Here is a 10,335-nt window from a genome sequence, read left to right as displayed (position 1 = left end):
GGAAGGTCCAGCGGCGCGGCCCGGCGGCGCCCGACCGCTCGTGGAGGACGGCCGCCGCGCCGAGGACGGGATGCCCGGCGAAGTCCAGCTCCCCGAAGAGGTCGAAGACCCGGGCCCCGACCGCCCCCGCCGCGTCGGGCGGGGCGAGGAAGACCGACTCGAAGTGCCGTACCTCCTGCGTGATCGCGAGCAGCTGTCCGGCGGTCGTACGGCCCGGAAGGTCGCCGTCGGCGCCGAAGACCGCCAGGCTGTTGCCGGTGTACGGGCCGGTGGCGAACACGTCGACGTGGCGGTAACCGACGGACACAGGACGTCCCTCCAGGGATCACGAGTTGTGCGGGGAGCGCACGGGCGGCTCCCGGCGCCGACGTTAGGGAGCCCCGGCCGCCCTGTCCGGGGCCAATCGGACCCCGGTGGACCGGACGGGACCGGGCGGCGGCCGAGGAATTACCGAAACGGCACTTGACAGGCCCCGAGCCTCCCGGGCAGGCTTCCATCAAGCAGAAAATAACTTCCGCAATACGGAAGGAGCGCCTGGCCCCTCATGAGTTACTCCGAGCAGCGCTTCGATGTGAACCTGTCCATCCTCTTCACGGAACTCCCGCTCCTGGAGCGTCCGGCCGCCGCCGCGGCCGCGGGCTTCGGCGCGGTCGAGCTGTGGTGGCCCTGGATCGACACCCCCACACCGCCGCAGGCCGAGCTGGACGCGCTCAAGAAGGCGCTCGACGACGCGGGCACCCGGCTGGTCGGGCTGAACTTCTATGCCGGACAGCTGCCGGGACCCGACCGCGGCGCGGTGTCCGTACCGGGTGTGGAGGCCGAGCGCTTCCGCGCCAACGTGGACGTCGCCGCCGACTTCGCCGCCTCCGTGGGCTGCACGGCGCTCAACGCGCTGTACGGCAACCGCGTCGAAGGCGTCGATCCGCACCTCCAGGACACCCTGGCCCTGGACAACCTCGTGCTGGCCGCCCGCGCGGCCGACCGGGTCGGGGCGACCCTGCTGATCGAGGCGCTCAACAAGCCGGAGTCCCCTCTCTACCCGCTGGTGAGCGCGCCCGCCGCGATCGAGGTCGTGGAACGGGTCAACGCGGCCACCGGCCTCGGGAACGCGGCGTTCCTGCTCGATCTCTACCACCTGTCAATGAACGGCGAGGACCTGGCCGCGGTCATCGACTCGTACGCCGACAGGACCGGCCACGTGCAGATCGCGGACAACCCGGGCCGTGGCGCGCCGGGCACCGGATCGCTGCCGCTGGAGGAGCTCCTCGGCCGGCTGCGGAAGGCCGGTTACGACGGCTGGGTCGGCCTGGAGTACAAGCCCGGCGACCGTCCGAGCGCCGAGGCGTTCGGCTGGCTCGCCCCCTGACCATCTGATGCACCCGATCATCTGATGCGCCTGACCATCTGATGCACCCGACCTTCTGACGTACGTGTGTCGAAAGAGGCCCCCGCAATGAGTAAGCTCCCCAAGATCGCGTGGATCGGACTCGGCATCATGGGCTCCCCCATGTCCGAGAACCTGATCAAGGCCGGTTACTCGGTGACCGGGTTCACGCTGGAGCAGGACAAGCTGGACCGGCTCGCCGCCGCGGGCGGCACGGCCGCCGGGTCGATCGCCGAGGCGGTCGGGGACGCCGACGTCGTGATCACCATGGTTCCGGCCTCGCCGCAGGTGGAGGCCATCGCGTACGGCGAGGCCGGCATCCTGGCGCACGCCAGGCGGGGCGCCCTGCTGATCGACATGTCGTCGATCACCCCGCAGACCTCGGTGGACCTGGCCAAGAACGCCGCGGACGCCGGGGTACGGGTGCTCGACGCGCCGGTCTCCGGCGGGGAGGCGGGGGCGATCGAGGCGGTCCTGTCCATCATGGTCGGCGGCGAACAGGCCGACTTCGACGAGGCCAGGCCCGTACTGGAAGCCCTCGGCAAGACCATCGTGCTGTGCGGTCCGCACGGTTCGGGGCAGACGGTGAAGGCCGCCAACCAACTGATCGTCGCGGTCAACATCCAGGCGTGCGCCGAGGCCGTGGTCTTCCTGGAGAAGTCCGGGGTGGACCTGGCCGCCGCGCTGGACGTCCTGAACGGCGGCCTGGCCGGCTCGACCGTACTGACGCGGAAGAAGGACAACTTCCTCAACCGCGACTTCAAGCCCGGCTTCCGCATCGACCTGCACCACAAGGACATGGGCATCGTCACCGACGCCGCCCGCAACGTCGGCGCGGCGCTGCCCGTCGGGGCCGTGGTGGCCCAACTCGTCGCCTCCCTGCGCGCGCAGGGCGACGGCGGCCTCGACCACTCCGCCCTCCTGCGCTCCGTGGAGCGCCTCTCCGGTGACCAGGTGTGAACTCCCCTTCCTGGCACCGCCCCTGAACCCGGGCTGCGGCAGCGCTGACACCTGTCCTTGTCGCGCCCAGGCGCTGCCGCCGCCCGGACCCCTCTCTTGTCCTTCTTCACCAACTTCCCGACCACGCGCCGGAGCTGACGGCAGACCAGCTCCGGTGCCTCCGTCCGGCCCGCCGGCCCTTGTCAGGGGTGACCGGCGGGCCGGACAGCATGCGGACCGCGACGGCGGGCGAGCCAGTGCGGTGGCCCCGCCGTCGCGGTCCTCGCATGTCCCCGGGCATGTCTCCCGGCACAACGGAGGGGGCGGGGTGGGGAGTACGGATTCCGTACTCCCCACCCCGCCCCCTCCTGCCGTTCCCCCTCGGCGTCCGGGCTCAACTCAGCGGCAGGATCTCCGTCGGCGCGTGCCACGGCTCGGTGGCCAGGTCCTCGAACTCGTTGACGCTGGCGATGTCGCTGCCGCTCATCGAGATGTTGGTGACGCGCTCCAGGATCGCCTCGACCACCACCGGCACCCGGAACTCCGCAGCCAGCTTCTTGGCCTCCTCGAAGGCCGGCAGCAGCTGGTCGGGCTCGGTGACCCGGATGGCCTTGCAGCCGAGACCCTCGGCGACCTTGACGTGGTCGACGCCGTAGACGCCCAGCTCGGGCGAGTTGATGTTCTCGAACTCGAGGTTGACCTCGAAGTCGATGTCGAAGTTGCGCTGCGCCTGCCGGATCAGGCCCAAGTAGGCGTTGTTCACCAGCACATGCACGTACGGGATCTTGTGCTGCGCGCCGACCGCCAGCTCTTCGAGCATGAACTGGAAGTCGTAGTCGCCGGAGAGCGCGACCACGGTCGCCTCCGGGTCGGCGACGGCGACACCGAGCGCGGCCGGGATCGTCCAGCCGAGGGGGCCCGCCTGGCCGCAGTTGATCCAGTGGCGCGGCCGGTAGACGTGCAGCATCTGCGCGCCCGCGATCTGGGAGAGGCCGATGGTGGTGACGTACCGGGTCTCGGGGCCGAAGGCGCGGTTCATCTCCTCGTACACGCGCTGCGGCTTGAGCGGCACGTTGTCGAAGTGGGTACGGCGGTGCAGCGTGGCCTTGCGCTCCTGGGCGGAGGCGGCCCACGCGGCGCGGTCGGGCAGTTGACCCGCCGCCTTGAGCTCCCTGGCCACCGTCACGAAGAGTTCGAGCGCGGCCTTGGCGTCGGAGGCGATCCCGTAGTCCGGCGCGAAGATCTTGCCGATCTGGGTGGGTTCGATGTCGACGTGGACGAACTTCCGCCCCCGCGTGTAGACATCGAGCTTGCCGGTGTGGCGGTTGGCCCAGCGGTTGCCGATGCCGAGGACGAAGTCCGACTCCAGGAACGTCGCGTTGCCGTAGCGGTGCGAGGTCTGGAGGCCCACCATGCCGGCGTTCAGCTCGTGGTCGTCGGCGATGATGCCCCAGCCCATCAGGGTGGGCACGACCGGGATGCCGGTCAGCTCGGCGAACTCGACCAGCAGCTCGGACGCGTCGGCGTTGATGATGCCGCCACCGGCGACGATCAGCGGGCGCTCCGACTCGTTCAGCAGTGCGACGGCCTTCTCGACCTGGGCGCGGGTCGCGGCGGGCTTGAAGGCCGGCAGCGGCTCGTACGTCTCCGGGTCGAACTCGATCTCCGTCAGCTGGACGTCGATCGGCAGGTCGATGAGGACGGGCCCGGGGCGGCCCGACCGCATGAGGTGGAAAGCCTGCTGGAAGACGCCGGGGACCTGCGCGGCCTCCATCACCGTGGTCGCGGCCTTGGTGACGGGCTCGGCGATCGACGCGATGTCGACGGCCTGGAAGTCCTCCTTGAGGATCACCGCCCGGGGCGCCTGCCCCGTGATGCACAGGATCGGGACGGAGTCGCCGGTCGCCGAGTAGAGGCCGGTGATCATGTCCGTACCGGCGGGTCCCGACGTACCGATGCAGACGCCGATGTTGCCCGGGTGGGTCCTGGTGTAGCCCTCGGCCATGTGCGAGGCGCCCTCGACGTGGCGGGCCAGCGTGTGCCGGACCCCGCCGGCGGCTTTGAGGGCGGCGTAGAACGGGTTGATGGCGGCGCCCGGCACACCGAACGCGTTGGTCACGCCTTCGCGCTTGAGGATCTCAACTGCGGCTCGGGCAGCGGTCATTCGAGGCATGGAGTGCTCCTGCTTCGGCTGGCGGATTCGGGCCCTGTCGCGCCACCTGAGAGCGCCAATTCCGTAATGCGAAAGTTTAGTTCTGCTATACGGAATCAAATTTAGGCGGGCCCCGCTACCGCGTCAAGGGATGGGCGAAGTCCGCCCCCCGGCCCCGCCGGTGGTGGACGATGGGCCGCGGTGCGTGTTCGAAGGGGGTTCTGATGGCAGAGAGCGTTCCGGTCCGCTGCCCGGCCTGTAGCCGGAGCCACGCCTTTGTGCCGACGGTGTATCCGTGCGCGTGCGGGGCGCCGGTCGAGCCACCACTTCTGCGGGGCGCCCCGGCGGAGCCGGTGACGCACCGCACGTGGACGGACGAGTGGGTACGGGTGCGGTGCACGGCGTGCGGGCGGCAGGACCACTGGCCGCGGCCGGAGCTGGGCTGCCCGTGCGGCTCGGTGCTGCGGATCCCGGTACGGGAGGCGGGCGGCCCGCCGGGGCGCGCGGCCGGACCGGCGAAACCCCCACCCACCGGGGCACCGCCACCCCCGCGCCCCACCTTCCGCCCGCTGACGATCCGTACCGCACGGGACGTGGTGACGGGGGCCGCGCTCTACTTACGGTGGCTGGGCTTCCAGGGCGTGGTCCAGGCGGCGGAACAGCCCGCGTCCGGCATCGACCTGCGCGGCCCGGACGTGGTCGCCCAGGTCGACCCGACGACTTCCCCGGCCTCACTGCGGGCGGTCGAGTGCCTGTGGCTCAACGGCCTGAACGCGTCGGTGGTGGGCGTCTTCTTCGCCCTGGCGGGCTACGCGACCGACGCCCGAGCCCGCGCCGACACCCTGGGCGTCCCGCTGTTCGTCATGGACCTCACGGGCGCGCCACAGCCGGTGAACGACCCGGCGGACGAACTGGTGGCGACGGGCGGGTAGTCGGGCGGCTCGGGGCGGGGCCCGCTCCGAGTCCCGGCCGGACCGGCGAGCGGCTCTACGACCCCAGCATCCAGTCCGCGGCCAGCCATCCCGGCCACGCCCCGACGGCCGCGCCGACCGCCAGTACGACTGCGGCCCGCCGACCGAACCGGACCGAACCGGAACCACTGAAGGCGAACATCCCGAGGCCGTACCCGACAACTGTGAAGAGAAAAGCGAGGAGAAGAATCGGAGTCGTACCTTCGGGGCACGGCGGGCTGTATCTCCCCTTCCCCCCACAGGAGTTGCCGGGCATCGATCCCCAGCCCTGAACGTGGAACACGAGCGCGAGAGCCGACACGATCCCCGCGCCAATGATCAACACCCACGCCTTCCGCGTCCACGCCACCTCCGGCGACGAGCCCGTGGTCCTGTTACCGGCCATCACACATCCCCCCAACGCCCCCCCGGCGCCTCACTCGTGAACACGCGCGCGTATTCGATGATCACTGAGCGCATCGGAGTGTATCCCGGCCCACTCCGGAACTCGGCTGTGATTCCTGGGGTGTTGGGAGGCCGGCGATCCACTTCGTCAAGGCGCGGAGGCGGCGTCCGGTGGGCGCGAGTCGCGAAGAGCGCCTTGCCAGATCATCCGGTCCCGCAGGGCATAGCCTCGCGTGCATGCCCCGTACCACTCTGCGGACCACTCCGCCCCGGCCGGTCGACATCGCCGCGCACTTCCCCGAACTCGCGCCGCTCGCCCGCACCGCGGTACGGCTGCACCCCCGCGCGGGCGCGCCCGCGACCACGGACAGTTCGATCGGCGGTCCGCTGTGGTGGCCGGCGGGGGAACCGTGGCCCACCTGTCCGGAGCACGGTGGGCCACGGCTCCTCGGGATCGCACCCGAGGACGTACGGCTACGGCGGCGGATCGTCGCCCGGGCGTGGCGTCGCCCCCGAGAGGAGGGCACGGACCTGCTGAGCGCGGACGAACGCGCCACGATCGACCGCATCGGCGAGAGTGCGCTGATCTCGCAGGACGGCCCGCTTCCGATGGTGCCGGTGGCCCAGCTCTACGCCGGGGACGTGCCCGGTCTGCCGCGCCCGGACGGCGCCGACCTGCTCCAGCTGTTGTGGTGCCCGTTCGACCACGACGAGGACCACCTGCCCCGGACCGAGGTGCGGTGGCGTACCGCCGCCGACATCACCGACCCGCTCGACGCGGCCCCGCAGCCGTCGGTGATCGGCAACGCGGACTACTTGCCGGACCCGTGCGTACTGCACCCCGAGACGGTCACCGAGTACCCGGCCCCGCACGAGCTGGCCAAGGAACTGGCGGAGCGCGTCGAGGCGTGGGAGGACGCGCATGACGTCGCCTACCAGTACGACCTCAGCGTCGCGCCGGGCTGCAAGGTGGGCGGACACGCTCCGTGGAGCTTCTCCGACCCCTTCCCGATGGCGTGCCCCGCGTGCGGTTCCGGCGTGCGGCCGCTGCTCACCATCGACGGCAGCGAGTGGGACGGCGGGAGCGAGAGCTGGCGGCCGTCCGAGGACGCTGATTACACGGGCCTGCACTTCCTCGGCCCGGCCGAGTCCACGCAGCTCACGATCGGCCGCGGCTACAGCCTCCAGCTGTACGTGTGCGCGGCTGCCTACGACCATCCGCACGTACAGAACATGCAGTGATCCAAGGTCACTTGGTAGCGGGTGACGCCAGGACCCGACCTCGGCGCCACCCGCCCTGCCCGCGCACGGTCCCGCCTCTCGGCGTAGGCGGCGCGGGAGTTCGATGGGTACGGCGTTCTCACGTCCCGGTCGGCGATTCGGGTGGTACGTAGTCGGGGCACAGCACCGGATCGCCGCACGCGCAGGGGGGCCAGCGGAGGGCTGAGCCGGGAACCAGGTCGGCGCCGTCCGCGCCGGGGTCGTACTTCGGGACGACTAGCGTGCCGTCCGAACCGAACGCGTCCATCAGGCGGGTCAGACGCCTGCGTCCCTCGCTTCCCGTCGTCACGACAGCTCCTCCAGACCGCGAAGTACCCGCTCCAGCAGGTCGGTTGTCAGGGGCGCGTACGTACGGGCAGGCGCGCCGGGCCAGTTGGACAGGTCAGGCAGGTCGGGCGGATCCGGCCAGCCGGGCGGTAAGCGCCAGAAACCCCAGTGCTGAACCGTCTCCACGAGTTCGGCCAAGCCGCCCGCTCCGCCGGTAAGCCGTTCATTGGACATGAGTCGTCGCCTCCGATGCCCCGCATGCGATCACCCGCTGCGAAGCTGTTGCCCCGCGCTTCACAAGCGCCATGAACTGACGTGTCATCTGTAAGAAGGAGGGGCGCATGAGCGATCCGACCGTTCGCAAGCGTCGACTTGGCTCGGAACTCCGTCGCATGCGCGAGACCGCCGGGTTAAAGCTGGACGACGTGGCAGAACGCACCAGCCTCAACGCGGCGAAGACGAGTCGTATCGAGACCGCGCGCATCGGGGTAAAACCCGACGACCTCACCGCTCTCCTGGACCTCTACGGCCTTGAGGACGAGGCGAAGCGCGCGGCGCTGCACGGCCTGGCCAAGGACGGTGGCAAGCGCGGCTGGTGGCAGACGTATCGCGACGCGATCTCGCCCGCCTACGCGGATCTGATTTCGCTGGAGGCCGATGCCCGCAACATGCGGTCGTACCAGACCACGTTGATTCCCGGGCTACTCCAGACCGCTGCCTACGCCCGCGCCACGATCGACGCCATCAACATGACGTCGCCGCAGGACCGCGTCAACGCGCTGGTAGAGGTGCGGGTGGCCCGGCAGTCGGTCCTCACCCGCCCGGAGCCTCTGGAATTCTGGGCCATCATCCATGAGGCCGCGCTGCGCCCGCGGATCGCGCCCATGCAGGTCATGCGGGACCAGCTTCAACGGCTGATCGACCTCGCCGAGCTTCCACACGTGTCCATCCAGGTGCTTCCGCTGGACGCTCCGCCCCATCCGGGCCTGGCAGGCAGCTTCGCCCTGGTGGGTTTCCCCGAGACTGCGGACCTCGACGTCGTCCACGTGGAGTCGCTGACCAGCGCGCTCTACATCGAGGAGCCCGCAGAAGTGTCGAGCTACAGCGCCGCGTTCGAGAGACTTCGCGCAGCGGCACTTCCGTTCGCCGATTCAGCCGACCTCATCGCCAGAACGAAGGACTCACTCACATGACCGACACCACGCCTGCTCCCATCTGGACCAAGTCCTCCTACAGCGGGGGAAATAGCGACTGCGTCGAGGTGGCCCACGGGTTCCCCACCACCATGCCCGTACGTGACTCCAAGCGCCCCACCGGCCCGGCACTCGCCGTGCCCGCCCGTGCCTGGACCGCATTCATCGCTTGCGTGAAGACCGGCAACCTCACGTGACCGGCTTCGCTCCAGGCACACACTGGATCAAGTCCTCCTACAGCGGAGGGAACAACAACTGCGTCGAGGTGGCGCACCGGTTCCGGGACGCCGTGCCCGTACGTGACTCCAAGCGGCCCAGCGGCCCCGCACTTGCCGTAGCTGCCCCCGCCTGGACCGCATTTCTCAGCGGCCTGAAGACCGGCGGCCTCGCCTGATCGCAATGCGCCCTGCAAGGAGCCCCCGCCGGCAACTCGGTGAAGGCTCGCGGCGGTTCTTTGGTCAGATGACCGGGCGGAGGTGTTCCGTCGCCCACTCCGCGAAGCTGGTGAGCGGGAGGCCGAGGGCGCTCGCGAACTCGGGGCGGGCCGGGTGGCCCACCACGTTCATGCGCTCGTGGCTCGCGCCGAACGGCGGGCCGCCCGCCGCCAGCGCCTCCTCCGCCGTCATCGACGGAGCCGTCAGCTCCACGCCCAGCGCGTCGGCGAGGACCTCCGCGATCCGGGTCATCGACAGCCGGTCACTGGCCAGTTCCAGCTCGACGCCGTCGAACCGCTCCGGGTCGGCGAAGGCCGCTGCCGCCGCCACGCCGATGTCGGTGACCGCGACCAGGGCGACCTCGGTCGTGGGCTTGATGACCGTCACCAGACCGCCCCTCGGGCCGTTCGGGAGCAGGAACGACGGCGGGAGGAAGTTCTCCATGAAGAAGGCCGGCTTGAGGAGCGTCCAGTGCGCGAAGCCCGCCTCGCGGACCCGGTCCTGGAGCCCCGACTTGGTTTCGTAGTAGTGCTCCATCGACGCCCACCTGCCCTCCGCCCAGCCGGGCTCGGTGCGGTGCTGCCCCGCCCCGGAGACGGACGTGTGCACGAACTGCTCGACCCCCGCGTCCCGCGCGCCGTCTATCAGGTTGCGCCCCTGGACCCACTCGGAATCGCCCTGAAGATCGTTCATGTCGGGCATCTGGATCGAGAAGACGCCCCGCGCCCCCTCGGCCGCCCGCCGCACGGAGTCGAGATCGCGGAGATCGCCCGTGACCAGCTCGGCGCCGCGCGCCTCGACCGCCCTGGCCCGGTCGGTCGACGGGTCGCGGACCAGAGCCCGTACCGGAACACCCGCCGCGAGCAGGGCACTTGCCGTCGCACCACCCTGCTTTCCGGTGGCGCCGGTGACCAGGACAGGTGCGGATGAGGTGGGCATGGGTCTCCTCGGATGGTGGGTGGCGGATAAACGGCGGGCCCCGCCGTTTCCGAGTCGGTACGATACGGAGGGCCTCGCCACTTAGCAACCGAGGCAATCGAGGAACCGGGGCAACCCACGGAAGGAGACGCCATGGCCGTTCAGCGCGCGGACGCCCGCCGCAACTACGAGCGGATCCTCGCCGAGGCCGAGAAGGAGGTCGCCGCGCACGGCGCCGACGCCTCCCTCGAACAGATCGCCCGCACCGCCGGGGTCGGTTCGGCCACCGTGCGCCGCCACTTCCCCGGCCGCCGCGCCCTCCTGGAGGCGGTGTTCCACGAGCGGATCGAGGTCCTGTGCGCCCGCGCCCGCGAGCTGGCCGACGCGCCGGACGCGCGGGCCGCTCTGCTGG

14 protein-coding genes are annotated in these 10,335 nt (G+C 70.6%); 8 read left to right on the top strand and 6 right to left on the bottom strand.

The window, feature by feature from the left end; all coding sequences use genetic code 11:
* Positions 1 to 307 (bottom strand): PhzF family phenazine biosynthesis protein (locus tag GT042_RS24305; protein WP_161310860.1); only part of this gene is annotated, 307 nt, incomplete at its 3' end.
* Between the two features lie 237 nt (positions 308 to 544).
* Here GT042_RS24305 and GT042_RS24300 point away from each other — a divergent pair.
* Both GT042_RS24300 and GT042_RS24295 read left to right on the top strand, forming a co-directional pair.
* Positions 545 to 1,366: a TIM barrel protein gene (locus tag GT042_RS24300; RefSeq protein ID WP_161310859.1), complete on the top strand. Its 822-nt coding sequence runs from the start codon at positions 545 to 547 to the stop codon at positions 1,364 to 1,366.
* Positions 1,367 to 1,453: 87 nt separating this feature from the next.
* The gene (locus GT042_RS24295) at positions 1,454 to 2,344 is read left to right on the top strand and encodes a 2-hydroxy-3-oxopropionate reductase (protein WP_161310858.1); all 891 of its coding nucleotides are present in this window, start codon (positions 1,454 to 1,456) and stop codon (positions 2,342 to 2,344) included.
* Between the two features lie 373 nt (positions 2,345 to 2,717).
* Here GT042_RS24295 and gcl read toward each other — a convergent pair whose 3' ends face one another.
* Positions 2,718 to 4,496, bottom strand: coding sequence for a glyoxylate carboligase (gene gcl, locus GT042_RS24290; RefSeq protein WP_237531122.1), 1,779 nt, complete (start codon positions 4,494 to 4,496; stop codon positions 2,718 to 2,720).
* A gap of 203 nt (positions 4,497 to 4,699) precedes the next feature.
* On the opposite strand from gcl, the gene GT042_RS24285 reads away from it, so the two are divergent.
* Positions 4,700 to 5,407, top strand: a complete 708-nt coding sequence (locus GT042_RS24285; protein WP_161310857.1) for a hypothetical protein — start codon at positions 4,700 to 4,702, stop codon at positions 5,405 to 5,407.
* A gap of 55 nt (positions 5,408 to 5,462) precedes the next feature.
* Here GT042_RS24285 and GT042_RS24280 read toward each other — a convergent pair whose 3' ends face one another.
* Positions 5,463 to 5,831: a hypothetical protein gene (locus GT042_RS24280; protein ID WP_161310856.1), complete on the bottom strand. Its 369-nt coding sequence runs from the start codon at positions 5,829 to 5,831 to the stop codon at positions 5,463 to 5,465.
* A 236-nt stretch (positions 5,832 to 6,067) separates the two neighbouring features.
* Between GT042_RS24280 and GT042_RS24275 the strand changes: the two genes are divergently transcribed.
* The gene (locus GT042_RS24275) at positions 6,068 to 7,072 is read left to right on the top strand and encodes a hypothetical protein (protein WP_161310855.1); all 1,005 of its coding nucleotides are present in this window, start codon (positions 6,068 to 6,070) and stop codon (positions 7,070 to 7,072) included.
* A gap of 118 nt (positions 7,073 to 7,190) precedes the next feature.
* Here the strand turns inward: GT042_RS24275 and GT042_RS24270 are convergent, their stop codons facing one another.
* Together GT042_RS24270 and GT042_RS24265 are read right to left on the bottom strand one after the other, a co-directional pair.
* Complete coding sequence (locus tag GT042_RS24270; RefSeq protein ID WP_161310854.1) at positions 7,191 to 7,400, bottom strand: hypothetical protein; 210 nt, start codon at positions 7,398 to 7,400, stop codon at positions 7,191 to 7,193.
* Positions 7,397 to 7,576, bottom strand: a complete 180-nt coding sequence (locus tag GT042_RS24265; protein ID WP_161310853.1) for a hypothetical protein — start codon at positions 7,574 to 7,576, stop codon at positions 7,397 to 7,399. The genes GT042_RS24270 and GT042_RS24265 overlap by 4 nt, the downstream gene beginning before the upstream one ends.
* 143 nt (positions 7,577 to 7,719) lie before the next feature.
* On the opposite strand from GT042_RS24265, the gene GT042_RS24260 reads away from it, so the two are divergent.
* From GT042_RS24260 to GT042_RS24250, 3 genes are read left to right on the top strand one after another with little or no spacing between them, the layout of a single operon-like run.
* Positions 7,720 to 8,571 carry a helix-turn-helix transcriptional regulator gene (locus tag GT042_RS24260; RefSeq protein ID WP_161310852.1) on the top strand — a complete coding sequence of 284 codons (852 nt, stop codon included), beginning with the start codon at positions 7,720 to 7,722 and terminating at the stop codon, positions 8,569 to 8,571.
* The gene (locus GT042_RS24255; RefSeq protein WP_161310851.1) at positions 8,568 to 8,768 is read left to right on the top strand and encodes a DUF397 domain-containing protein; all 201 of its coding nucleotides are present in this window, start codon (positions 8,568 to 8,570) and stop codon (positions 8,766 to 8,768) included. Before GT042_RS24260 ends, GT042_RS24255 begins: the two co-directional genes overlap by 4 nt.
* Positions 8,765 to 8,965 carry a DUF397 domain-containing protein gene (locus GT042_RS24250; protein ID WP_161310850.1) on the top strand — a complete coding sequence of 67 codons (201 nt, stop codon included), beginning with the start codon at positions 8,765 to 8,767 and terminating at the stop codon, positions 8,963 to 8,965. Before GT042_RS24255 ends, GT042_RS24250 begins: the two co-directional genes overlap by 4 nt.
* Positions 8,966 to 9,029: 64 nt before the next feature.
* Here GT042_RS24250 and GT042_RS24245 read toward each other — a convergent pair whose 3' ends face one another.
* A complete protein-coding gene (locus tag GT042_RS24245) occupies positions 9,030 to 9,944 on the bottom strand; it encodes an NmrA family NAD(P)-binding protein (protein WP_161310849.1) in 915 nt (304 codons plus the stop codon).
* Between the two features lie 132 nt (positions 9,945 to 10,076).
* On the opposite strand from GT042_RS24245, the gene GT042_RS24240 reads away from it, so the two are divergent.
* Positions 10,077 to 10,335: helix-turn-helix domain-containing protein (locus GT042_RS24240; RefSeq protein WP_161310848.1), on the top strand; the 259-nt coding region annotated here is incomplete at its 3' end.

Origin of the sequence: Streptomyces sp. SID3212 (genome assembly GCF_009865405.1) — a bacterium.
Taxonomy (GTDB): domain Bacteria; phylum Actinomycetota; class Actinomycetes; order Streptomycetales; family Streptomycetaceae; genus Streptomyces.
This window is presented reverse-complemented; position numbering and strand designations above follow the sequence as displayed.

Bases quoted from the DNA above. Each gene is read 5' to 3' on its own strand.
- GT042_RS24300 (WP_161310859.1), top strand. From the start codon at position 545: ATGAGTTACTCCGAGCAGCGCTTCGATGTGAACCTGTCCATCCTCTTC.
- GT042_RS24295 (WP_161310858.1), top strand. From the start codon at position 1,454: ATGAGTAAGCTCCCCAAGATCGCGTGGATCGGACTCGGCATCATGGGC.
- gcl (WP_237531122.1), bottom strand. From the start codon at position 4,496: ATGCCTCGAATGACCGCTGCCCGAGCCGCAGTTGAGATCCTCAAGCGC.
- GT042_RS24285 (WP_161310857.1), top strand. From the start codon at position 4,700: ATGGCAGAGAGCGTTCCGGTCCGCTGCCCGGCCTGTAGCCGGAGCCAC.
- GT042_RS24280 (WP_161310856.1), bottom strand. From the start codon at position 5,831: ATGGCCGGTAACAGGACCACGGGCTCGTCGCCGGAGGTGGCGTGGACG.
- GT042_RS24275 (WP_161310855.1), top strand. From the start codon at position 6,068: ATGCCCCGTACCACTCTGCGGACCACTCCGCCCCGGCCGGTCGACATC.
- GT042_RS24260 (WP_161310852.1), top strand. From the start codon at position 7,720: ATGAGCGATCCGACCGTTCGCAAGCGTCGACTTGGCTCGGAACTCCGT.
- GT042_RS24255 (WP_161310851.1), top strand. From the start codon at position 8,568: ATGACCGACACCACGCCTGCTCCCATCTGGACCAAGTCCTCCTACAGC.
- GT042_RS24245 (WP_161310849.1), bottom strand. From the start codon at position 9,944: ATGCCCACCTCATCCGCACCTGTCCTGGTCACCGGCGCCACCGGAAAG.